Genomic DNA, 22,812 nt, shown 5'->3' with positions numbered 1-22,812 from the left:
GCCTGTTTCCGCCGGACTTCCTCCGGCGTTTCACATACGGGTGGGGGTATCGGGTACCCTCGGGAGCAATATTACCCCTGGGGGTATTTTTCGAGGAGGATTCATGACGATCAGCCCGGACACCGGGACCGCACCCGCCGCAGTCGGCTCGCCGGCCGCCCTCGGCCCGTTCGGACGTCTGGGGGTGTGGTCCGCGAGTCGCCTCCGCCTGGTCGCCCTCATGTGGTTCGCCGTGGTCGTCGGGCTGGGCGCCTTCGCACCGCAGGTCACGTCGGCCCTCGCGGGAGCCGGCTGGCAGGCCAACGGCAGCGAGTCCGTACAGGTGCGCGACCTGGCCCAACGGCACTTCGGCGGGAATGCCTCCACCGCGCTCCAAGTCGTCGTCGGCGCGGACCGGCCGGTCGACGATCCCGCGGTGCGAACCGTGATCGAACGGGCCACCGCACTGCTGCGCTCGGACCCGCGCATCGGTGACGTGATACCCCCGCAGCCCGGCACCGGAATCAGCCCGGACGGTCGTACCGCGGTCCTCCTGGCCGGCGCCGGCGCCGACAGCAACGACATGGTGCGGGCCGCCGACGACCTCAAAGGGCCGCTGGCCGCCCTGTCCACCGACGGCGTCACGGTCGACGCCACCGGATCCTCGGTGATGTGGAGCGACTTCAACACCGCCAACCACGACGCCATGATGAAGTCCGAGATGTTGTCGTGGCCGGTGACCCTCGCGATCCTGGTCCTGGCGTTCGGCTCGCTTGTCGCGGCCGGCCTGCCGCTGCTCCTGACGATGGCGGGACTCGCGGCGTCCGCCGGGGCGCTGGTGCTGCTCAACCACCTGACACCGGTGTCGATCTGGGCGATGAACTTCGCGATGATGTTCGCCCTCGCGCTCGGCATCGACTACGCACTGTTCCTGGTCGTACGCTTCCGCGCCGCCCTGGCCGGACACGGCGACGCCCGGCGGGCCGTCGGCGAGACCATGGACACCGCCGGCAAGGCCGTGGCCCTCTCCGGCGCGACCGTCCTGGTGAGCCTCTCCGCCGTGATGCTGGTACCGGCGCCGGCGTTCCGCTCGATGGCGCTCGGGATCATGCTCGCGGTCGCCTTCGTCCTGGCCGCCACGCTCACGCTGCTGCCCGCGATCCTCGGACGGCTCGGCGACAGGGTCAACGCGGTCGCGCTGCCGTGGACCCGGCGGGCCGACAGCGCCGGATCACCGCGCTTCACGGCCTGGGGCGAGCGACTGTGGCGGCACCCGCTGCGCTATGGCGTACCCGCACTGGTGGTCCTGCTCGCACTCGCCGCACCGGTGATCGGGCTGCGCACCGCGATGCCCTCGATCTCCGTCGTTCCACCGGACTCGTCCGCACGTCAGGGCTACGTCGCCGTGCAACGCGCCTTCGGCCCCGGCGCACCCGGCATGGTGCAGATCCTCACGCCGACCGACCAGGCCGCGACCGTCGCGGCGGATGCGGCGACCGACCCGGGGATCGCCGCCGTACTGCCGCCGACCCCCGCGTCGGACGGGTCGAATCTGAGCCTGATCCAGGCCCTTCCCGGGGTCGACCCCTCCGACCCCGAACTCGCGGCCACCGTCGACCGCTTGCGTAGCGGGTTGGCGGACGACGCACTCGTCGGCGGCGCGGCGGTCGAAAACCTCGACCTGCAAGCCGCACTGGATGCCAAGACACCCCTGGTGATCGCCATCGTGATGGGCCTCGGCTTCCTACTGCTCGTCGTCGCCCTCCAAGCGCCCCTCGCGGCGCTGCTCGGCACCGTCACCAGCCTGCTGTCCACCGCCGCGGCCTTCGGCGTCGCGCGACTGATCTTCCAGGACGGCCACGGCGCCGGACTGCTCGGATTCGATCCACAGGGGTTCCTCGACGGCTGGGCACCGGTCTTCTTCTTCTCCATGATCTTCGCGATCGCCATGGACTACACGGTGTTCCTCTTGGCCTCGGCCAAGGAACAGGTCGAGAAGACCGGCGACCCTCGACGCGCCATGGTCGGCGCCCTCGCCCACTCGGGCCGCGTCGTCTTCGCCGCAGCGGCCGTCATGGTCGCCGTGTTCTTCACCTTCGCGCTGTCCGGACCGCTGCCGCCCAAGGAGATGGGCATCGTGCTGGGCGCGGCCGTACTGCTGGACGCCGCGCTGGTACGGCTGGTCCTCCTGCCGGTGCTGCTCCGGCTCTCCGGTCGGGCGGCGTGGTGGAGCCCGGTGTGGCTGCGCAAGGTCCTGCCGGACGTGCGCTTCTCGCACGACTGACGTCCCGCACTGCCGGGTCAAGATACCCCCCGGGGTACGATGTACGGGTGAATCGGTTGGGGAAGGAGTCCCGATGACGGTGGACGAAGAGGCGAGCCGCGCCGTCCTGAACCGGCTGCGCCGGGCCCAAGGACAACTCAACGCGGTCATCGCGATGGTCGAGGCGGGGCGCGACTGCAAGGACGTGGTCACCCAACTGGCCGCGGTTTCCAAGGCATTGGACCGCGCCGGGTTCAAGATCATCGCAAGTGGCATGCGCCAATGCCTGACCGAGAGCAATGGTGACGCGCCGCCGCTGAGCGAGGCCGAGTTGGAGAAACTCTTCCTGTCCCTCGCGTGAACCGGGCGCGTGGGAGCGCACAGCGCAGCGGATGTCGACACCCACGCGCTCGCCGGACGGATGAGCGGGCGGCCTTCACGAGGTACCCACGTTGCACGGTGAAGGCCGCCGGCGCGCCCCGAGCGGGGTCGCCTCCCACACCCGCGACCCCGCGGCCGGGGCGGCAGGAGCACACCCGAGTCGGAGTTCGCTCCGGGACGCGTCGGCTCCGTCAGGTGACGGCGAGGGCCGGCCTTCGGCCCCGGATCGCCCACGCGCGGGCGGTGAGCGGGATCGACCCGTCGGGCCGCGTGGGCACGGTCGCGCGAAGCGTGTCGCGCAACCGGTCCCGGCCGCGTGGAGCGAGGGCGGCGACGTAGCCGGGAGCGGGGCCCTGCCCGGCCAGGAACGGCTCCCACAGATCCGCGAAGTCGGCGAAGACGGTGGAGACCTCGATCGGGACGACAACCACGTCGACGAGCCCCGCCTTCGTCCACAGCGCGTGCAGGGGATCCGGTCGGCACACCGGGAACCGGCGGCCCTCGTCCAGCGCGGCAGCCGCCGGGTCCACCACGATCGCGGCGTCCCAGAACCGGCGCAGGAACGCCATGCCTTCGGCGTAGTCCCACACGTACGCGGCGACCAGCCCACCGGGCCGCACCACCCGGGCCGCCTCCGCCACCGCGGCATCCGGCGAGGGCAGAAAGTTCAGCACCAGCCCGCTGACGACCGCGTCGAACACCGCGTCGCCCAACGGCAGCGACTGCGCGTCGGCCACCACGAAGGAAGCCCGCGCGGGAGCGGCCTCCCGGGCCGAGACCACGAACCCTGTAGACCGTTCCAACCCCATCACCATCCGGGGCCGGCACCGGGCGGCCACCGTCGCCGTCAACGCTCCCGTACCGCAGCCCACATCCAGCCACCGCAGGCCGCTCCCGCAACCCAGCCACGCCACGAACTCATCCGCAACCAGGCGGCTCCACCGACCCATGTACAGCTCGTAGGCATCGCCGGTGGCCCACGAGTCGAACCGTTGCTCCGTCATGCCCACACGATCCCCCGACCGGGCCCGACCCGGACCCGGACACGCCGGCACCCGCCCGGCATCGCCCATGGCCATGTGCCTGCGGGATCGGCCTGTCGGCGGGCGATGCGGCTGCCGGGCATCGTGGTGATGTCGGCGTGGCCGGGGGCGGGCCGCGCCTGATTCGAGGCGAAGCAATGGTGCGCCGGTCGGCGAAGTGACGTGTCGGGAACGAGACTTGGAGAAGCTGTACCGGCGATGCCCGGTCGAGCAGGGTGTGGCGGCCGGGAGGTGACGGCTCGCGGAGCGATCGGCTTTTTCAGGCGCGTCGGAAGGTGGCGGTGGGGCCGGGAGTCACCGGTCGCACCGCGATAGGAGTCGTCATGGACGGGAACGGCGTTGCCGATCCGGCTTCGACCGGCGGGCGCTGTTCGGGGCGTCACGCGTTTCGGGGATTCGCCACTTTCGGCTGTTGCATGCTCGGGCAATCGCCGTGCTCGGGTGCGCCGAGGAACTGCTCGGCCCAGTTGCCCAGCTCCTCCAGGGCCGGCCGCAGGGCCTCCCCCGCAGGGGTGAGGCGGTAGGTGACGCGCAGCGGCGGGCCGGAGTCCACCTCGCGGCTCACCAGGCCGGCGTCGCCGAGTTCGGCGAGGCGGTCGGAGAGCATGCGCTCGCTGATTCCGCTGACGGCGCGGCCCAGTTCGGCGAAGCGGCCCGGGCCGTTCATCAGGCTGGCAAGGATGACGCCGTTCCAGCGCTTGCCCAGCAGGGCGAAGACGCCTTCCACCGTGCTGCCCGCTCGTGCGCACTGCCCCGCGTCCCCGTGCTGCCCCTTTGTCATGCGGCCATGTTAGCGCCCACCGTGCTTTGGCTGCGGAAAAGTAAGCTACTATATTAATGTAAGCAGCTTGCGAAGCTGATGCCCGGTGCCTCGACGCGCCGGTTTCACCGCATCCGCGCGCCCATCCCGAGGAGTGCCTGCCATGGCCGTTCTGCTGCACATCGACTCGTCCCTGTTCCCGCTGGAGGGCTCCGGCTCCCGCCAACTCACCGCCGCGTTCCGCAGGGTCTGGGAAGAGGCACACCCGCAGGGCAGCGTCATATACCGCGACCTGGCCGCCGCCCCCGTGCCGCACCTGGACGCCGCCACCGTCACCGCCGAGTCCGTTCCCGCGCTGCGCGAGGAACTCATCGCCGAATTCGAGAGGGCCGACGTCGTCCTCATCGGCGCTCCGATGTACAACTTCACGATCCCCTCGACCCTGAAGGCCTGGCTGGACCAGATCATCCTGGCGGGGCGGACCTTCGGCGAGGGCGTGGCCCCGTCCGGCAAGCGCGTCGTGGTCGCGGCCTCGCGCGGTGGCTCCTACCGCCCCGGCACCCCGCGGGCCGGCTTCGATTTCGACACCAACTACCTGGAAAAGGTGCTGGAAGGCGGGCTGGGCCTGGAGGTCGAAACCATCACGCGCGAACTGACGATGGCGCCCCGCAAACCCGCCATGGCCGACATGGTGCCGCTGGCCGAGGAATCCGCGCGGCAGTCGCTGGAGCGCGCCGCCGAGTCCGCGCGGCGACACGCCGCGCTCCTGGCCTGACCGCCGGGCCTGCACGAAGCGGGTGGGCCCGGACAGTTGGCCGTCGTATGCGGGGAAGCGCCGGCTTCGGCACCGCCCTGCCGACGGCATCGTCCACGATTGCGGCGGCGTCCAGCTCGAACGCCTCAAGGCTCGGCATGGCCGAACGCGGCGTCGATCCGGCCGCCCGCGACCGATCCGGCGTCCGCCTCATCGGCTGCACCGGCTCGGCCCTGCCCGGGTCCGCCTACCCTTGGGCCCGCGACCACGTCGGGTTTCCTGTTGTGCTGCCGGCTCGGTGCGGATCCGGCCTGCCCGGCTCCGACGGCAGCTCCGATGCCCCACACCGGGAGCATCGCGGTGTCCGGGACGGCGCAGCGCGTGCCGCGCCGTCCCGGGAGCCGGTGAGGCGAGGGATCGCGGCTACTCCGCGTAGGGCTGGTCGGTTCCCTGGGCGCTGTAGCCCAGACTCCAGACGTAGCCGTCCGGGTCGGCGAAGGTGCCGCCGTAGCCGCCCCACGGCAGGGCGCCGGCGGGGTTGAGGATCGTGGCGCCGGCCTTCCCGGCCTCCGCCATGATCTCGTCGACCCGTGCCTCACTGCGGACGACGTAGGTCAAAACCAGCCCGCTGAAGCCGCTGCCTTCCGGGTCCGTGCCCACCTGGCCGGCCAGACCCTCGCGAGCGTAGAAGCCGACCGGCGAAGCGCCGTCCGACTCGAAGAACACCGAGATGCCGTAGTCGTTCGCGATCTTCCAGCCGAGTCCCTCGGTGTAGAACTGCTTGGCCCGGTCCATGTCACGGACACCGAGGAGGATCGAGCTGACGTGCGCCTTCATGTCTTGCCCCTTGCACCGTAGATGTATACCTGCCGGACATCCGGGCCGGGGCTCCGATGTGCGGTGGTTGCCATGACCATCACGCTAGGGGCTGGGTGGCGGGTGGGGCTTCTCGAATGCTGATCGGTCTTGGGACCCGTCACGCACGCGTCCGCGCCGTCGGCTGTCCGCCTCGCCCTGGCGATGGTCTCCCGGTCCGGACTCCCGCCGTCGTCCGGCGCTGACCTGCCGACGGGGTGTCCAGCAGCGGAATCGAGCCTTGTCATCTCGGCACGCGACCGATAGGACTGTCCGCGTGTCTGATCATCGGAACTTTGCACGCTCCGCCATGGCGGCATCCTCGGTCGTGATCGCTGCTTGTGCGGTTGCCGTGGCGATCAAGGTGGTGGAGACCGACTTCAGCCCTGCCCCGCCACCGCGCCTCATGGACCCCGGATCGGTGGAGCGGCGACTCGCCGATCAGCTCCAGGGTTACCGGGACACGCCGGTGACGAGAGTGAGTTGCCCCGCTTCCATCGTGGTCAAGGTGGGCAGCAAGTTCACCTGTCACTTCTGGGACGGGCGCATGGGGACGGTGCCGGTCACGATCTCGACCGACCAGGGCGACATCGACGTGGGCAACCCGACACGGTTCTGATCGCGGGGTACCGCCTCCCCGCCGACCGCCGCCCCTTTGCCCGCCACCCCCACCCCGAGGGGCCTCGGCGCCGGCAAGGCCGAGCTTGAGTCCTTCGACCCCACCGAGCCGGCCTTCTCGTTCGGCTTCGGCGATGCGGGCGATGAAGGTAGCCGCGATTTCCTCGATGACGGATCCCGTTCGGGGACGCGGTCCGGCTGCGGCTCGGTGGAGCGGAAGCATGATGGTGGCCGGGTGCACGGTGTTCTCGGAACTGCCGGGGCAATACTCGTAGTCGGGTCGAGCGCCCACCGCCGATGCGGCCATCGACATCGACATCGACATCGACATCGGTCTCGTCGCTCGGGCGCAGGGCCACGACCTTGCCGGTCGACGACCCGGGCGCGTACTTGGAACGGAGCGTCGACCGGAGGTGTCGATCCCGCGGATGCTTCAGCGGCAGGCCGTGCGCGACGCAGGGCTCCCATACGACCTCCAACGTCCGAGGCGCGGCGTCGAGCGTGGCCGGGACGTGCAACTTCCCACCCTGTCGGGGCGGTTCCACGTCCTCGGGCCGCAGCACCACCCACACGTCCTCGGTGCCGCGTCGCCACTCGGCAGGCAACGCCCGTGTGGGGGCGATGCATCCGTCGCCCGGCTCGATCACGGCTCGGGGCGTCGTGGAAGATCGGATCCGGCCGGCCGAACAGGAGATGGTTGCGCTCCCACGCGCCCCGCCCTCCGCGCGAGTTTCGCTGCCGGGGGAACAGCCCCGGGGGCACTGCTTTTTGCGGGAGGCGGTACAACGCAGGTACAGACGCTGCCACGGTGCGCTCCTTGAGTCGAATCCGTGGCGTCGCACTCGAGAATCCCGGAGGCGGCCGGGCTCGGCGTCGGCGATTCGCACAGGATCGGAGATCGTTCTTCGTGCGCGGCGACGATCCCTCGGTTTCCGGCCACTGCCTACCGTGATCGTCCGCAGCGGCGCATGCCGCCGCGTTCCGAGGAGGTTTCCCGTGACGAGACGATCCGAATTGCCGGGTACGCCGCCGACAGGCCGCCGATGGGCACCGGGCGCCGGGTCGGGTGCGCTGCGCGGCACCGGGCACGCCGTGGCCGGGTATTTCCCGGTTTCCGGGCGTTTCCCGGTCGCCGAGTGCTTCGCGTTCGTCGGGTGTTTCCCGGGAGGCGCGCGATGAGACGCGTCTCGCGTGGGGTCGTGGGGACCCTCGTCCTGGGTCTGCTCGCCGCCGGATGCGGTGGGAGCGATGGGGGCGCCGGCGGCGACGGCGATACGCTGACCGTCGGGGTCGTCGCCGATCCCGGTGGCCTGAATCCGCTCACCGCGCTGAACGCGAGCGCGTTCATGCTGAACCGCTTCTCCTACGACGGGCTGCTCAACATCCAGCCCGACGGGCGCATCGTCTCCGGCGTCGCCGAGAAGTGGACGTCCGATGCGACCACCGCGAGCTTCACCCTCAAGCGCGGCGTGACGTGCGACGACGGTACGCCGTTGACCGCCTCCGCGATCGCGGCGCAGTACGCCTACATCGCCGAGCCGGCCAACGCGTCGCCCATGCTCGGCATGATCGTGCCCACCGGCCTCACCGTCTCCGCCGACGACGCCGCCGGTACCTTGACGTTCAAGACGCCGGAGCCCACTCCCTTCCTGCTGCGCAACGCCGCGACGCTGCAACTGGTGTGTCCCTCCGGCATGCGTGCGCAGGGCAGGCTGGACCAGGCCTCGGACGGCACCGGACCCTACCGGCTGACCGAGGCGGTACCGGGCGACCACTTCACCTTCACCAAGCGACAGGGCTACACCTGGGGCCCCGACGGCGTGGACAACGCCCGCACCCCGAACCGAGTGGTCTTCAAGGTGATCGGCAACGAGTCCACCCGGACCAATTTGCTCCTGGGCGGCCAGTTGGACGTCACGACGGTGGTCGGCCCCGATCGATCCCGGCTGGCCGCGGCCGGGATCGAGTCCACGGCCATGCAGGACCCGCTCGGCCAGTTGTTGTTCAACGAGGATCCGAACCGGGTCACCGCCGATCCGCAGGTGCGTCGGGCGCTGGTCACGGCGATCGACCTCCGGCAACTCGGCGCGGTCGCCACCGGCGGCAAGGGTGTGCGGCCGACCCGACTGGGCACCGCGATGTCCCCGCCCTGTCCGACCGACTCCGTCACCGCCAACCTGCCGACGCACGACGTGGACCGCGCCGCCGAGATGCTGAGCACCGCCGGGTGGAAGAAGTCCGGTGGGTACTGGACCAAGAACGGGCGGCAACTGTCCATCGCCGTGCCCTACCCGGGCCTGTCCGGCACCCAGGTCGTCGCGGCGGCCGAACTGGCGGTCAAGCAGTGGAAGTCGTTCGGCGTGAAGGTGACCCTCCAGCCGACCACACCGGCGACGAAGGTGTCCACACTGATGACCGGTGAGTGGGACGTGGCGTGGGCGCCACTGTCACTGAGCACACCCGACCAGATGCTCCCGTTCTACTCCGGGACCAAGCCGCCCGAGGGCCTCAACTTCGGTTCCGTGCAGAACCCGGAGTACGAGCGCCTGACCGCGCTCGCGATGGCCAAGCCGGACACCGCCGGCTGCGCCGAATGGACCGCGGCGGAGGAGGAGTTGATGAAGCGGATCGATGTGATCACCTTCGTGGACAGCAACGTCCCCTACTTCACCCGGGGCTACACGTTCGAGGTCGACGGCGGCGGTTTCCTGCCCACATCCCTGCACCGCACCGACGCGCGCTGACGCCCGTTCGGCGGCCGACCCGCGCGCACCTCACCCGCCCGCACCACCCGGGGCCGCCGACGTGTGCTCGCCCGCGGGCGCCCGGGCGGATGAGGGTGCGGAAACGGGGGTCGTCCGACCGGACGACCCCCGCGGCTCGCGACGCTCCCGTACCGCGGCCCGAAGCAGTCCCACCGGCCCGAATGAGATCACCCTTGGCCACTGCTTGTCATCGCGGCAACCGCACAAGCACGACGTTCGCCGACGCTGATTCCGGCTCGGGTCAGGCGCAGGGGGCACCAGGGTAGCCGGGGCCTCCGGGCGGGCCGGAAGGCTTCCAGGAGGAGATGACGTCGTTCATGGACGAGCCACCGATCGGCGTTGCCGCGAGGTTGGGGATACCGCTGTAGCCGGGTATCAGGATGCCGCGGCCCTGGTAGTTGTTGTGTTCGAAGAAGCAGATCGGCGTGGGGGTGGGATTCACGATGGACGAGATGGTGTCCTGATAGCCGGGGCCGACCCCTTTGAGAGCGTCGGACACGGTGGTCGGGACGAGGGTCACACAGTTCTGCTGGCCCGCGTCCCTGCAGACGGTGATTTTGGTTGGGGTGGCCATTGTCCCCGCGTTGCCACCGGAGGCGGCCGCGGTGCCGGTGACGGCGCCGATGATGCCAACCGTCAGTGCGAGACATGCGGTGGCGCTGAAGAGTGGGTTCTTGATGACGCGCATGAGGTGCCTACTCCTTGGGTTCGAGACCGCCCACCGGTGTACTTCCGACAGACGGTGGTCGGCCGACTGCGATCGCCCGGGCATATCCGGATCGTCGACTTCTAGACCGGGTACGCACCTCGGATGTGACAAGTCGGGGACGAGACAAGGCCGTTGCGGTTCGCGATCCGCAGGTGGACCATCTTGCGGTCGAGCGCGACGGCCCGTCGTCGGTCCCTTCTCGCGCCCGGTCGTCTCGAATGGAGAGGCACTCGCCGGGTGGCCTTCGCCGCCACTACCGCCTTGCGGCGCGAAGTCGCTCCCACGAAGCGGCAGTTCGGCATCGAGCGATCGGGGCGCCCCGGGCGGAGGTTGCCGGTCAGTCGGTTCGGTGTGACGGCCCGTAGAGGTCGTCGAGGCGGAGCGGTGCGGGCGGGGGCAGGGGCGGCGCGCCGTCCGTGGCCCGGCAGGACCGGAGGAAGTAGGCGAGCAGGCGGCGCGAGGCGGCCAGGGACACCTCCGGGGACTGTTGCACGACGCCGCTGTTCGCCAGGAGCAGGAGGGTGACGTCGCTGGGATCGAAGTCCTTGCGCAACTGCCCTGTGTTCTTCGCGCGTTGCACCAGCCTGGCGAGTCCCGCCTCGGTGCGGGCGCGCTCGCGACGAAGGTCGGGATCGTCGGGGGACTCGCCGAGGAACGCCGCGCTGAACCCGCGGTCCTCGGCCTGCATCCTGCACACCTTGGCGAGGGCGGAGCAGAAACCGCGCCAGGGATCGTCGTCCCGCAGGGCCTCGTCCAAGGCCCCGGAGCACTCGGTGAGCTGCTCGGAGAACGCCGCGGCGATCAGCGAGCCCCGGGTCGGGAAGTGCCGGTAGAGGGTGGCGGCGCCGACGCCGGCCCGGCGGGCGATGGTGCTGGAGGGTACGTCGGTGCCGTTGAGGGCGTATGCCTCGCGGGCGGCCCGGAGGAGCCGGGCGCGGTTGTGCCGGGCGTCGGCTCGCTGCTCCCGGACGGCGGTCTCGGCGGCGGGCGAGGACTGGTTTCGAGACGGCTGAACAGGCATGTCTCTCACTTAACCACAAATGGAAGAGGTCGTCCGTTTAGCGGGTTAGCGTGATCCGGTGCCGCGACATCGAGGTCACCGAGGTCACCGAGGACGTCCGAGCCTCGTTGTCCGGCAGCCACTTCCCCTTCTTTCATGCGCGACAAGACGCGACGAGGAGACATCATGCGTGCAGTGGAGATCACCGAATTCGGTGGCCCGGAGAACCTCAAGCCGGTCGACCGACCGGACCCGACCGCCGAGCCGGGCCATGCCGTATTGGCGGTGGCAGCGGCCGGGGTCGGCTTCTTCGATGTTCTGCTACGGCAGGGTGCCAAGCCCGATGTCGGCACCGGCGCCGTACCCGGGCTGGAGGTGGCCGGCACGGTCGTCGAGGTCGGTTCGGGGGACGACGCCGGGTGGGTGGGACGCCGGGTCTTCGCGACGACCGGACACGGCGGCGGCTACAGCGACCGCGCCATGGTGCCCGTCGAGTCTCTCGTGGAACTGCCGGAGGACGTCTCGTTCCATGACGCGGTAGCGCTCGGGGTGAATTCCCTGGTCGCCGCGGCAAGCGTGGAAAGGGCCGACGTCAAGGCGGGCGAGCGGGTGCTCGTCCGCGGCGCCGGTGGCGGGATCGGCGTGCTCACCACCCAACTCGCGGCCGCTCGGGGTGCGACGGTGATCGCCTCCGTTCCCGACCGGTCCGTTGCGCAGCGGCTGTACGACCTGGGGGCCGCGGAAGTCGTGGGCGTGGACGCGGTCGACCCGGGCCCGGACGGCCGCTATGACGCCGTCATCGACATCGTCGCCGGTTCCGACGTGGCCGACTTCATTCCCCTGCTGCGCCCGAACGGCAGGTACGTGATCAGTGGTGTCGTCGCGGGTGCCCCCACTCCCGACTTCGGCATGGCGCTGTTCGCGAACTTCCAGCAGTCCTGGACCATTTCGGCCCTCAGTCTCTCCAGTGCGCCGTCGAAGACCGCCGCCGAGACCTTCGCACTCGTCTTCGCCGACGTGCGCGAAGGCCGACTGGAGCCGGTGCTGCACGGCACCTTCCCGCTGGACGAAGCCGCGGCCGCGCACACTCTGCTGGAGTCCCGCGCCGTCTTCGGCAAGATCGTTCTGACCGTCTGATTCGGCGGAACGATCAGTGTTCGTGTCGGGTCACCAGCGCACCGGGAGGGCCTGCAGCTTGAGCACCCGCAGGCCCTCCGACCACACCAACTCCTCGACCGGAACGGCCAGGTCGAGGTCCGGCAGACGGCGTAGCACGGCCTCGAACGCGACCCGCAGTTCGAGCCGGGCAAGGTGCACGCCCAGGCAGTGGTGCGGCCCGTGGCCGAACGCGATGTGGCTGGGCGGGTCGACGCGGGTGATGTCGAAGGTGTCCGGGTCGACGAACCGGGCCGGGTCGTGGTTGGCGGCGCCGAACGGCGCGATGACCCCCTCGTGCGGCTTGACCCGGACGCCGCCGAGCTCGATCTCGGTGGTGGCGATGCGCGGGGTGCCCCCGGAGCCGGGCGGCACGTACCGCAGGATCTCCTCGACGGCGGCGTCCAGGCGCTCGGGCTCGGCACGCAGCAGGGCGAGTTGTTCGGGGTGGGTGAGCAGCATGTAGAGGCCGCGGGTGAACACGGTGGCGGTGGTCTCGTGGCCGGCGGAGATCAAAGCCCGGACGAGTTGTACGAGTTCGTGCTCGCTCAGCCGGTCGTCCTGGTCGCGGGCGCTGACCAGGGCGTCCAGGAGGTCGCCCGCATCCCCGTCGTCGCCCGTGCCGTCGGCCCCGCCGGCGCTTCGCCGTGCCGCGATCAACGTGCCCACGTAGTCGACGTACTCGCGTTGCGCCGCGAGCATCTCGTCGCGCGTCCAGCGGGTGAGCGACAACCCCATTTCGGTCCAGCGCCGGAAGTCGGCCGCGTCGTCGTCCGGAATGCCGAGCAGTTCGGAGACGATCCGGATGGGCAGCGGGAGCGCGAATCCCTCGTACAGGTCGCCGGTCCGCCCCGGGTCGGCAACGAAGTCGTCGAGGAGCCGCTCGGCGACCGCCCGAACCCGCGGCTCCCACGTACGGATCCGGCGCGGTGTGAAGGCGCCCTGCACGATCCGCCGGATCCGGGTGTGCTCCGGCGGGTCCATGCCGACGATCATGTCCTTGACGAGCGACGCGTCGAAGCCGGTGGCCAGTCGCGGGGCGCCGGCGCGGGACAGGTCACGGCTGAAGCGCGGGTCGTCGAGGACGGTCAGGATGTCCTGGTATCGACTGGCCAGCCACGCTCGGTCCCCGGACGGCAGGATCACCGGTGCGACGGGGCAGCCGGCGCGCAGTTCGCGGTACTGCTCGGGCTGGGTGCCGCCGGGTCCGCCGGCGAACGGGAAGTGCAGTGTGGCGTCGTCGAGTTCCATCCCTACCCCCGTAAATTTCCAGAACACGTTCTCATTTCCTGTCGAGAATGGTCGAGTCGCCGCGTCGATACAAGGGCCACCACATGAACGCGCGGGTGAACAAGAGTTCGATGACGCCAGGCTTTGCCCGAGGCCCGTCCCCGTCGGCGCCCGCATCCGCATCCGCAGGGGGCTCCTCCCGTCCGCCCTTCACCAGGGTGATCGCAGGCGTACTCCGCACGCCGAGGCGGGGACCGTGCGACTCCCGGATGGCCAACGGGGCCGACACAAGTCCACGCAATACACAGGGTGACGCATATTCACCGTATAGTGACCGACGGTCGTCACTCGTGACCGTGTGCCGTGCGCCGACGACGCCTGCGGGGAGGCTCGCCGACCGACCGGCGTCTTCCCGGAGCGGCGCCGGCCTCGGCTGATCGTTGCCCAATGGTGGGCGCCGCCCCGGTGGACCGCAGCGTTGATACAAGAATGGAGCAGCCGATGGGGATCGTCGTCCGCAGGCTCTCGGCGGTGGTCGCCGCCGCGTTGCTCGCCACGTTGTCGAGCGGTTGTTCCGACAGCGGTGGAGGGTCGTCGTCTTCGAAGTCCTCCGCTCCAGGTACGGGCACGGCGTCCGCGGGTGCGGCCACGGTCACCACCCGATCGGGTTCACTGGGCAAGATCCTGGTCGACTCCACCGGCCGAACCCTCTACCTGTTCGAAGCCGACACCTCGGGTACGTCGACCTGTTCCGGCGACTGCGCCGTCGCGTGGCCGCCACTGCTCGCACCCGGACAACCAACCGCGGGCGGGGACGCCAAGGCCGACCTGCTCGGCATCACGACGCGGGGCGACGGCGGTCGGGAGGTCACCTACAACGGCCACCCTCTGTACCTCTACCAAGGTGACCGGCAACCCGGCGACACCAACGGCCAGGGGCTCGATCAGTTCGGCGCCAAGTGGTACGTCCTGGGCCCGGACGGAAACAAGGTGACCACCTCCCCGAAGAGCACCAACAGCAGCGGCGGCGGCTACTGACCGTGCGGCGTCCGAGAGTCGCGGTGCCGAGGGTACGCGCGGGCCCCGGCCCAGGTCAGCGGTGGAGCGTGAGCCGGTCGTCGGGCTCCGCTCGCACCTCGGTCCCGAACGGGTGGCCGGCCCGGGTCAGTGTTGCCGCGAGCCACTCGACGTCGACGCGCGCGGCCCGCCGCAGACGCATCTTGACGGCACGCAGCGGCGCCATGCGCAGGCCGACCAGCTCTCCCGTGTCGCTTGCCACGGTGGCGAAGTACAGGAGCCGCAGGTCGTCGCGGTAGGACTCGTAGCCGCGGATGCCCTCGTAGTCGTCGACGCAGTCGCCGCAGCCGTACAGGATCAGCTTGTTCCGGTACACGTGGATCGCTCGCGGGTGGTGCGAGGAGTGGCCGTGCACGACGTCGACGCCGCCGTCGATCAGCCGGCGCGCGTATCGGGTCTGCGCGGGCTCGATGTCGTGGCCCCAATTCGAGCCCCAGTGCAGGGACGTGACCACGACGTCGCCCGGGCGTTTCACCCGCCCCACCCGTTCGAGGAGTTCCGCGACGTTCCGCTCCGATCCCTCGTGCGTGAAGTCGACGCCGGAGCGGTTCGCGGTCGCGGCCCAACCGGGCGGCACCCCGCTGGACGGCATGCCCTGGGCGAAGACCACCACCCGCCCGTCCTCCCCGACGGGCACCACCGCGGCACGCCGGGCCTCCTCCAGGTCGCTTCCCGCGCCGGCGGTGCGCAGCCCGGCCCCGTGCAGCGCGTCGAGGGTGTCCGCCAGACCCGTGCGGCCGAAGTCGAGGACGTGGTTGTTCGCCAGGACGCACACGTCCGGCCGGACCGCCTCCAGGCACGGGATGTTGTCGGGGTGCATCCGGTAGTGCACGGCCTTGAACGGCTCGAAGTCGTCGCAGGTGGTGATGCCGGTCTCCAGGTTCACGACCCGGGCGTCGGGCGCCTCGGCATCGAGGACGTCCAGCGCATCGCCCCAGGGCCAACGGAATCCCACCGGTCGCGGAATCGACCCGTTGGCCTCCTCCGCCAATCGCACGTACTCGCCCGCGTCACGGACGAAGCCCTCGCGCAGCGACGGATCCCCCGGGTGGGGAAGAATCCCGTCGATGCCGCGGCCCAGCATCACGTCTCCGCACAGACACAGCGTCACATGGCGATTCCTCATGCTTCCAGGGTTCCACCACCGGGCAAGCCGTCCCGGAACCATCACCGCCGCGCAAGCCGTCCCGGGTCCATCGCCGAATACGGCGTCGCACCGGCCGCCCGAGACGACGGCCGGGAACTGCTCCATCGGTCGATCGGCCGCAACCGTGCCCGACATTGATAGTTGATTCAGTGGCGCAACTATGTTTCCCTGGGGCGACCGCCGAGCCGGGCTCGCCGGTCGCCCCGGGCGCAGACAGGGAGAGACGCCGTGGAGGATTCGATTCGCACGTGGCTGGAAAAGCACATGGGCCGCGTCACGAGCCTGGAGCGCCAGGCCAGGTGGCGGCCCGTGTGGTTCGCCGACGTCGACAGCGGCGCCGAGTCGCGCGCCCTGTGCGTGCGTGGCGACCGTACCGACTACCCGGGCATCTTTCCGCTGGAGCACGAGATGCTCGTCCAGCGACTGCTCCACGACCGAGGCGTGCGCGTCGCCGCGGTGCACGGATGGATCGACCAACCCCGGGCGTACGTGATGGACCGGGTGCCGGGTCGGTCCGATTTCGCCGAGTGCACCCCGCAACAGCGCGACGCGGTGATGGACGACTACATCGACATCCTCGCGGACCTGCACGCGCTCGACGTGCGGCCGTTCGAGGCGGCCGGCGTGCGGCGCGACGGCATGGGTGCCTACGAGCGCTGGTACCGCTCGTCGAAGAAGCGGCCCGACCCCTTCCTGGAGTACTGCCTGGCCTGGCTGAGGCGTCATCCGCTGGACACCCGCGGCCGGGACTCGGTCATCGTCTGGGACTCCGGCCAGTTTCACCAGGACGGGCAGCGGGTCACGGCGGTACTCGACCTCGAACTGGCCCATCTCGGCGACCCGTTGATGGATCTCGCGGCCATGCGCATGCGCGACACCGTGATCGGCTACGGCGACTTCCGCCGACTGTACGCGAGGTACGAGGAGCGCTCGGGGACCGCGGTGGACCTGGAGGCGCTCCAGCACCACCACTTCGCGTTCACCCTGTCGAACCAACTCGCCTTCCACCACGCGCTCGCCGACCCGCCGCCCGGCTCGGACTACATGACCAACCTGCAGTGGTGCCACGAGACCAATCTGTTCGCGGTCGAGGCATTGGCGGACCACCTCGGAATCGCACTGGAGCCGGTCGCCCTGCCCGAGCCGCAGGTGTCGCCGGCCGCGGTGCCAGGCCGCCACCTGGTCGAGTCGCTGCGCTCCGGCGACTACGAACAGCGCCGCCTGTTCCGCCTGGCCCGACACATCCGGCGTGTCGACGAGATCGGACGCGAGTGCGACGAGGCGAACCTCGACGACCTCGCCGCCGTCCTTGGGCACCGCCCCGGGACCTGGCAGGAGGGGGACGCCGACCTGGAGGCGTTCGTTCTCGCCGACGACGGCAGGTCCGACCACGCCCTCGTCCGACTCTTCCACCGTCGCCTGTGGCGCGCCCACCAGACGCTCGGCCCCGCCGGCTCGGCAATGGCCACACACCACCCTCTCCAGTCGTGGTGACGCGGCCGCCCAAGCGGCACGATCCCGCTCGTTCCCTGCCCGTCCCCGCCCCCTTTCCTGGGAGGAATTCGCCATCGTGAACGACCGCGAGAAGCGCGCCCGCACCGTCGCCGACTTCTGGAAGGGCGTCGACACCCACGACTGGGACCTCGTGGCCTCCACGCTCGCCGACGACTTCGTGCGCGTGGGCATGCGCGACAACGAGGAGGACACCTGCCGCGGGAAGGACGCCTACACGGCGTTCGTGTCCGGGGTGATCGGCCGCACGCAGACGCACGAACTGCGCTCCCGTTTCACGTTCCTGAGCGAGGACGGCCGCCACGCGTTCAACGAGGCCGTCGAGATCATCACCTACGCGCCGGGCGAGGAACCCCTGGCGATGCGCTTCGCGAACCACCTCGAACTCGACGACGACGGCCTGATCAGCAGGCTCGACATCTTCTGGAAGACCCCGCCGGTCATGCCGCCGGACTGGATCACCGTCGACTCCGTCATCGGCGAGCGCAAGGCCGACGCGTGAGCGCCGCCGCGGCGGGGACCCCGCAGGAGAACGCACCTCCTCTGGGGCCGTCGTCGGCCGGGCTCGACGGGCGCGTCGCCGTCGTCACCGGAGCCGCCCGCGGCATCGGTGCCGCGACCGCGGTCGCGCTCGCGCGGTTCGGGGCGGACGTGGCGATCTGCGACCGTGACGTCGCGGGAATGGAGCGGACCGCCGACGAGGTGCGGGCGGCCGGACGGCGGGTGCCGGTTCGTGAACCGGACGTGCGGGACGACGCCGGCGTCGAACACTTCCTCACCGACAGCCGGGACGCGCTCGGCCCCCGGACACCCTGGTCAACAACGCCGGCGGCGGGTTCCGGGCGCCGTTCCAGGACGTCACGGCCAAGGGCCGGGGGGGCGCTGGTCGACGAGAACTTCACCTCCGTCACGCACGTCGTGCGCCACGGCGTGCCGCTGATGAACGACGGCGGCTCCATCGTCAACGTCACCACCGTGGAGGCGTTCCGGGCCGCCCCCGGCTTCGCCGTCCACGCGGCGATGAAGGCGGCGGTGGAACAGCTCACCCGATCCCTGGCCCTGGAACTGTCGCAGCGCCGAATCCGGGTGAACTGCCTTGCCCCGGACGCGATTCCCACGCCCGGTGACGCCGGCCTCGGCGCGACCGTGCCGCACGACGGCGGCGAGGACTACGAGGCGTACGCGGCGAAGGTGCCGCTCGGATTCGGGACGACCGACGACTGCGCGGCGGCGATCGTCTTCCTCGCGAGCGACATGTCCCGGTTCATCACCGGGACGACGCTGCACGTCGACGGCGGGTCGCCGGCCGCGTCCGGCTGGACGCGCCGTGCGAACGGAACGTTCATGCTCTGACGCCGGATCAACCGTCCGCCATGGCGGACAGCGCCTGGGCCAGCCGTTCCAGCAACAGCGGGAGCACATCTCGGTCGGCGGGGCTCCAGGGCGCGGCCGCCTCGCCCAACAGCCGTGCCCACGCCTGCCAGATGTCGCGCAGCGTGGACGCTCCCGAGGCGGTGAGTTCCAAGGTGGCCGCGCGTGCGTCCCGAGGGTCGGGTGTGCGTTCGACCAGGCCGGCGGCGACCAGGTCGGTCACCTGTCGGCTGAGCGTCGTGCGACCCATTCCCATCTGGTCCGCCAGGTCGCTGAGACGGATCGGCTGGAAGTCCCCGATCCGGGTCAGCGCCAGCACCAGGTGGGTGGGCACGTCGACCCGTGCCTCCCGGCCGACCCGTTCCAGCAGACGTTCGTCCCGGGCCGCCCGCACCAGGTCACGCAGCGGCGGAACGAGCGCGGCCAGCCAGGTCGCCTCGCCGATGTCCGGCGGCGTCTCGGGCCCCGGAGCGGTGTTCCCGTCGTCGATCATCCGTGCCCTGTCCCGTGCGGTCTCCTACGGCCGCGACCATCGTAGCGATGTGGTTGCGCCATGAACGCAACTTGATCGGCGGAGCGCCCGTGCCGCCGCACGCGACCACCGGAGCCCGCCCGACCCGTTCTCCGGAGGACCGCATGACACACCGGCAACCGAGGATCGGCGAAGCCGACGGCACCGACACCCCACCGGGCGCGGCCCGCGCGCCGTCCGCGACGCCGGGACACTGTGGGAGTTGGTGGAACGTCGCGCGGCGGCGTCGCCGGACACCCCGATGCTGCTGGATGCCGACGACCGCAGGTTCACGTTCCGCGAGATCCGCGACCGGGCCGAGCGGGTCGCCGCCGGCTATGGTGCAGATCCCCGAGCAACCCGAGATCGTCGACGCGTTGCCGCGCAACGACACCCTGCGCAAGGTCCTCAAGTACCGACTGCGCGACGAGTACGCCGCGAAGCCCTGGACCCCGCACCACCCCTGACGACGAGGACATCGGCGGCAACTGCGGCTTCTCCCTCGCCCCGCTCAAGGCCCGGGACGCCGACTACACGCGCCGAATGACGGCCAAGGTCGAGGGCATGGCCCTGCCGGCACTGGAGAACGGCATCGACTGGAGCTGGGAGACCGCCGTAGGCTGATTGGTGGTGGCCAGTGCGTGCGGGCGCGTCCGACGCACGGATCCGGGCCGCGCGCAGTCTGCGGATCGCCTGTTCGGCCCCGGTGAAAGCGCGGTGAAGGGACATCGATGACTCAGCCGTCGAAGGCCGCGTCCTCGCGCGGTCGTGGCCGTCCGCCGCGACTGTCCCGCGAGAAGATCGTCGATGCCGCCGTGGCACTGGTGTACGAGGATCCGGGCATGCCGCTGACGGTCAAGCGGGTCGCGGAAGCCGCCGACTCGGCGCCGATGGCGCTGTACCGGTACTTCCCCGACCGGGACGACCTGCTCCACGCGGTGGCCGACCGGGTGGCGTCCGACATGCGGTTCGACAAGCCGACGGGCGCGACCTGGCAGGAGCGGTTGCGCGGCTGGATGTTGCTGAGCATGGAACACCTGCGGCCGTATCCACAGTTGCTGCCGTACATCGCCTCCACCCGCCAACCGAGCTGGCTGCCGTCCTTCGCACTGCTGACCGAGATGCTGCGGCCGTTGCGACTGGGCGACGAGGATCTGGCCATGGCCATCGCTCTCATCGGCACGACCATCATGGGCCAGGCGACCCTGGCCGCCTCGCGCGTCCCCGCGGCCGAGATGTCCGCCGTCCTGCGGGAGGCGCTCGGCGAGGCGGATGCGGTGGAGCAGGCCGAGGTGGGTCCGGTGGTCGACGCGCTGCCCGGTGCCTTCGATCGCCTCTACGACGTTGTCATCGACATCACCATCGCGGCGGTCGAGTCCCTCGCCGAAGACACCTCCGGGACGAGCCCCACGCCGAAGCGCGTCCGTGCGGCGCCGACGAACCCGATATTCAGCAGTGCTTCGTCGGCGTAGCCCATCGGGCGGTTCATCGTGGGTTCGCGGCATCGAATGCGCCGGCGCTCGGCGGGTCCAGGGTGGGAGCGTCGTGCTCAGCCCGCGAGTCCCGGGGTCTGGGGGAGGGCCTGCTCGGCCCAGATCGTCTTGCCGGATTGCCGGTATCGGCTGCCCCAGCGCTGGGTGAGTTGGGCGACCAGGAACAACCCGCGGCCACCTTCGTCGGTGTTGCGGGCCCGGCGGAGGCGGGGTTGGGTGTTGCTGCCGTCGGAGACTTCACAGACGAGGACGTTGCCGCGGATCAGCCGCAGGGAGACGGGGCCGTCGCCGCCGTAGCGCAGGGCGTTGGTGACCAGTTCGCTGACGACCAGTTCGGTGGTGAAGGCGAGTTCGTCCAGTCCCCACGTGGCGAGTTGTCGCACCGCCAGGTCGCGGGCCTGCCCGACACAGGCGAGGTCGTCGGGCAACTCCCATACCGTGCTGTCCCGGTCGGTCAGCGGGCTCACGCGGGCCAGCAGCAGGGTGGCGTCGTCCTCGCGTGGCTCGTGGGCCGGTGCGTCGAGCAGGTCGCGGGCGACCTGGTCCAAGTCCCGGTGCATGGCGTCGACTTGCTCGATCCGGTCGAGCAGCCTGCGCATGCCGCCGTCGAGGTCGTGGTCGGGGCCGGTGACCAGGCCGTCGCTGTACAGCACCAGGACGCTTCCCGGCTCCAGGGCGATGTCGGTGAGCTCGAACGGCATGCCGCCGACGCCGAGCGGCGGCCCGGGCTCCAGTTCGACGTACCGCGCGTGTCCGTCGGGGCCGACGACAACGGGTGGCAGGTGCCCGGCGGAGGCCATCCGGCAATGGCCGGAGACCGGATCGTACTCCGCGTACAGGCAGGTCGCCCCCGCGATCGCCGCCGAGCCTCCCGGGTCGCCGGGGAGCCGCAGGATCAGGTCGTCGACATGGGTCAGCAGCTCGTCCGGCGGCAGATCCAAATCGGCGAGGGCCTGTACGGCGGTGCGCAGGCGTCCCATCGTGCCGCTCGCCGCGAGGCCGTGGCCCACCACGTCGCCGACGACGAGGGCCAGCCGTAGGGAGGACAGCGGGATCGCGTCGTACCAGTCGCCGCCGACGCCCGCCGCGGACGCGGTCGGCAGGTATGCGCCGAACGTCTCGGCGGCCGGCGCACCGGTGCTCGCCCCGGCCAGGAGGCTGTGTTGAAGGGCCAGCGCGACGCGGCGTTCACGGGTGTATCGGCGCGCGTTGTCCACGCTCAGGGCGGCGCGCGAGGCGACCTCCTCCAAAAGTCGGGCGTCGTCCTCGTCGAAGGCATCCGGGCGCTCGGTGCGCCACAACTGCACCGCGCCGAGCATGTGGCCGCGGGCGAACAGCGGTACCGCCAGGATGCTGTGACCGCCCGCAGGCAGGATTCGGCGGAGCAGGTCGGGATCCTGCCGCGATCCGACGACCAGCTGCGGGGTCAGCAACGTTGCCCCACGTTCGAGGGTCAGGGCCTCCGGCCTGCCCGGCGGGACCGGGGGTTCCTGGCCGACCTGCACAAGATCGGCCGGCCACTCCGCGCCGCCCCGTGCGACCGCAGCCCGGACCGCGGGCGTGTAGCCGGTCGCCGGATCCCGCACGGGCTCGTCGCCGTTCAGGACGGCCCGGGCCAGGTCCACGGCGGCCAGGTCCGCCCAGCGTGGCACGAGCAGGTCGACCAGTTGCTGCGCGGTCTCCGTGACGTCCAAGGACGCGCCGATGGTCGCTGCCGCTTCGTGCACGATGGCCGCTCGTGACTCGGCGCGCACCTGGTCGGTCACGTCGTAGAGAGTCATCAGAAGCCCGCGCGGAGGAGCGTCGCGCGGGGGGATGCGAATGATCGCGATCCGCAGATATCGCGTGCCGTCGCTCGGCGTATGGGCGGCGAGCGGTTGTCGGCCGACGACCGGGGCATCGGCCGTCAGCGCGTGCCGGAGCTGCGCCCCGGCATCGTCGACACCGAGGGCGGCCAGCAGGGTGTCCGCGTGGGTGCCGACCCGGACCGGAGCGTGGCGGAAGAGTGCCGCGCCGGCGTTCGCGGCGATCACCCGCAGATCGGCGTCCAGGACCACCAGCCCGATCGAGTCCTGGATGAACAAGGAGGCGGTCAGCTGCTTCGCCCACTCGGGGGGCAGCCCGAGCCCCGCGACGAGCCGGTGCTGTTCGTACATGCTCGGACCGCTTTCAGTACCCCGGAAACCGGC

At 70.8% G+C, this 22,812-nt stretch carries 21 protein-coding genes; 12 read left to right on the top strand and 9 right to left on the bottom strand.

Features of this window, described 5'->3' with window-relative positions; genetic code table 11:
• Positions 1 to 103 precede the first annotated feature (103 nt).
• Both ACFXMF_RS13555 and ACFXMF_RS13550 read left to right on the top strand, forming a co-directional pair.
• The gene (locus ACFXMF_RS13555; protein ID WP_379992512.1) at positions 104 to 2,263 is read left to right on the top strand and encodes an MMPL family transporter; all 2,160 of its coding nucleotides are present in this window, start codon (positions 104 to 106) and stop codon (positions 2,261 to 2,263) included.
• Between the two features lie 73 nt (positions 2,264 to 2,336).
• On the top strand, positions 2,337 to 2,603 hold the full coding sequence (locus ACFXMF_RS13550) for a metal-sensitive transcriptional regulator (RefSeq protein ID WP_360310029.1): 267 nt from the start codon (positions 2,337 to 2,339) through the stop codon (positions 2,601 to 2,603).
• A 211-nt stretch (positions 2,604 to 2,814) separates the two neighbouring features.
• Here ACFXMF_RS13550 and ACFXMF_RS13545 read toward each other — a convergent pair whose 3' ends face one another.
• Together ACFXMF_RS13545 and ACFXMF_RS13540 are read right to left on the bottom strand one after the other, a co-directional pair.
• Positions 2,815 to 3,627, bottom strand: coding sequence for a class I SAM-dependent methyltransferase (locus ACFXMF_RS13545; RefSeq protein ID WP_360310031.1), 813 nt, complete (start codon positions 3,625 to 3,627; stop codon positions 2,815 to 2,817).
• Positions 3,628 to 4,045: 418 nt separating this feature from the next.
• On the bottom strand, positions 4,046 to 4,447 hold the full coding sequence (locus tag ACFXMF_RS13540; RefSeq protein ID WP_360310033.1) for a helix-turn-helix domain-containing protein: 402 nt from the start codon (positions 4,445 to 4,447) through the stop codon (positions 4,046 to 4,048).
• 142 nt (positions 4,448 to 4,589) lie between these two features.
• On the opposite strand from ACFXMF_RS13540, the gene ACFXMF_RS13535 reads away from it, so the two are divergent.
• Positions 4,590 to 5,201 carry an FMN-dependent NADH-azoreductase gene (locus tag ACFXMF_RS13535; protein WP_379992511.1) on the top strand — a complete coding sequence of 204 codons (612 nt, stop codon included), beginning with the start codon at positions 4,590 to 4,592 and terminating at the stop codon, positions 5,199 to 5,201.
• Positions 5,202 to 5,603: 402 nt separating this feature from the next.
• Here the strand turns inward: ACFXMF_RS13535 and ACFXMF_RS13530 are convergent, their stop codons facing one another.
• Positions 5,604 to 6,017 carry a VOC family protein gene (locus tag ACFXMF_RS13530; RefSeq protein WP_360310037.1) on the bottom strand — a complete coding sequence of 138 codons (414 nt, stop codon included), beginning with the start codon at positions 6,015 to 6,017 and terminating at the stop codon, positions 5,604 to 5,606.
• Positions 6,018 to 6,345: 328 nt separating this feature from the next.
• Here ACFXMF_RS13530 and ACFXMF_RS13525 point away from each other — a divergent pair, with 328 nt between their 5' ends.
• Positions 6,346 to 6,654: a DUF4333 domain-containing protein gene (locus tag ACFXMF_RS13525; protein WP_379991925.1), complete on the top strand. Its 309-nt coding sequence runs from the start codon at positions 6,346 to 6,348 to the stop codon at positions 6,652 to 6,654.
• A 1,198-nt stretch (positions 6,655 to 7,852) separates the two neighbouring features.
• On the top strand, positions 7,853 to 9,397 hold the full coding sequence (locus ACFXMF_RS13520; RefSeq protein WP_360310041.1) for an ABC transporter substrate-binding protein: 1,545 nt from the start codon (positions 7,853 to 7,855) through the stop codon (positions 9,395 to 9,397).
• 262 nt (positions 9,398 to 9,659) lie between these two features.
• Here the strand turns inward: ACFXMF_RS13520 and ACFXMF_RS13515 are convergent, their stop codons facing one another.
• Together ACFXMF_RS13515 and ACFXMF_RS13510 are read right to left on the bottom strand one after the other, a co-directional pair.
• Positions 9,660 to 10,106 (bottom strand): hypothetical protein, encoded by a 447-nt coding sequence (locus ACFXMF_RS13515; protein ID WP_360310043.1) that lies wholly within the window; start codon positions 10,104 to 10,106, stop codon positions 9,660 to 9,662.
• 358 nt (positions 10,107 to 10,464) lie between these two features.
• Positions 10,465 to 11,148, bottom strand: coding sequence for a TetR/AcrR family transcriptional regulator (locus ACFXMF_RS13510; protein WP_379991926.1), 684 nt, complete (start codon positions 11,146 to 11,148; stop codon positions 10,465 to 10,467).
• 165 nt (positions 11,149 to 11,313) lie between these two features.
• On the opposite strand from ACFXMF_RS13510, the gene ACFXMF_RS13505 reads away from it, so the two are divergent.
• Positions 11,314 to 12,264: a zinc-binding dehydrogenase gene (locus ACFXMF_RS13505; RefSeq protein WP_360310047.1), complete on the top strand. Its 951-nt coding sequence runs from the start codon at positions 11,314 to 11,316 to the stop codon at positions 12,262 to 12,264.
• Between the two features lie 30 nt (positions 12,265 to 12,294).
• Here the strand turns inward: ACFXMF_RS13505 and ACFXMF_RS13500 are convergent, their stop codons facing one another.
• Complete coding sequence (locus tag ACFXMF_RS13500; RefSeq protein ID WP_379991927.1) at positions 12,295 to 13,533, bottom strand: cytochrome P450; 1,239 nt, start codon at positions 13,531 to 13,533, stop codon at positions 12,295 to 12,297.
• A 480-nt stretch (positions 13,534 to 14,013) separates the two neighbouring features.
• Between ACFXMF_RS13500 and ACFXMF_RS13495 the strand changes: the two genes are divergently transcribed.
• Positions 14,014 to 14,550 carry a hypothetical protein gene (locus tag ACFXMF_RS13495; protein ID WP_360310051.1) on the top strand — a complete coding sequence of 179 codons (537 nt, stop codon included), beginning with the start codon at positions 14,014 to 14,016 and terminating at the stop codon, positions 14,548 to 14,550.
• A 55-nt stretch (positions 14,551 to 14,605) separates the two neighbouring features.
• Here ACFXMF_RS13495 and ACFXMF_RS13490 read toward each other — a convergent pair whose 3' ends face one another.
• Entirely contained in the window at positions 14,606 to 15,715 is a 1,110-nt protein-coding gene (locus ACFXMF_RS13490; RefSeq protein WP_360310053.1) for a CapA family protein, read from the bottom strand.
• Positions 15,716 to 15,964: 249 nt separating this feature from the next.
• Here ACFXMF_RS13490 and ACFXMF_RS13485 point away from each other — a divergent pair, with 249 nt between their 5' ends.
• The 3 genes from ACFXMF_RS13485 to ACFXMF_RS13475 all read left to right on the top strand — a co-directional run bounded on the left by ACFXMF_RS13485 (position 15,965) and on the right by ACFXMF_RS13475 (position 18,601).
• Positions 15,965 to 17,230: a phosphotransferase family protein gene (locus ACFXMF_RS13485; protein WP_379991928.1), complete on the top strand. Its 1,266-nt coding sequence runs from the start codon at positions 15,965 to 15,967 to the stop codon at positions 17,228 to 17,230.
• 76 nt (positions 17,231 to 17,306) lie between these two features.
• A complete protein-coding gene (locus ACFXMF_RS13480; protein ID WP_360310057.1) occupies positions 17,307 to 17,750 on the top strand; it encodes a nuclear transport factor 2 family protein in 444 nt (147 codons plus the stop codon).
• A complete protein-coding gene (locus ACFXMF_RS13475) occupies positions 17,747 to 18,601 on the top strand; it encodes an SDR family NAD(P)-dependent oxidoreductase (RefSeq protein ID WP_379991930.1) in 855 nt (284 codons plus the stop codon). Before ACFXMF_RS13480 ends, ACFXMF_RS13475 begins: the two co-directional genes overlap by 4 nt.
• A 7-nt stretch (positions 18,602 to 18,608) precedes the next feature.
• On the opposite strand, the gene ACFXMF_RS13470 is transcribed toward ACFXMF_RS13475, so the two are convergent.
• Positions 18,609 to 19,112, bottom strand: a complete 504-nt coding sequence (locus ACFXMF_RS13470) for a MarR family transcriptional regulator (protein WP_360310059.1) — start codon at positions 19,110 to 19,112, stop codon at positions 18,609 to 18,611.
• A 356-nt stretch (positions 19,113 to 19,468) separates the two neighbouring features.
• On the opposite strand from ACFXMF_RS13470, the gene ACFXMF_RS13465 reads away from it, so the two are divergent.
• Together ACFXMF_RS13465 and ACFXMF_RS13460 are read left to right on the top strand one after the other, a co-directional pair.
• The gene (locus ACFXMF_RS13465) at positions 19,469 to 19,597 is read left to right on the top strand and encodes a hypothetical protein (RefSeq protein ID WP_379991933.1); all 129 of its coding nucleotides are present in this window, start codon (positions 19,469 to 19,471) and stop codon (positions 19,595 to 19,597) included.
• A gap of 264 nt (positions 19,598 to 19,861) precedes the next feature.
• Positions 19,862 to 20,602, top strand: coding sequence for a TetR/AcrR family transcriptional regulator (locus ACFXMF_RS13460; protein WP_360310061.1), 741 nt, complete (start codon positions 19,862 to 19,864; stop codon positions 20,600 to 20,602).
• A 77-nt stretch (positions 20,603 to 20,679) separates the two neighbouring features.
• Here ACFXMF_RS13460 and ACFXMF_RS13455 read toward each other — a convergent pair whose 3' ends face one another.
• The gene (locus tag ACFXMF_RS13455) at positions 20,680 to 22,779 is read right to left on the bottom strand and encodes a SpoIIE family protein phosphatase (protein WP_379991932.1); all 2,100 of its coding nucleotides are present in this window, start codon (positions 22,777 to 22,779) and stop codon (positions 20,680 to 20,682) included.
• Positions 22,780 to 22,812 lie beyond the last annotated feature (33 nt).

It is taken from the genome of Embleya sp. NPDC059213 (assembly GCF_042754445.1).
GTDB lineage: Bacteria > Actinomycetota > Actinomycetes > Streptomycetales > Streptomycetaceae > Embleya.
This window is presented reverse-complemented; position numbering and strand designations above follow the sequence as displayed.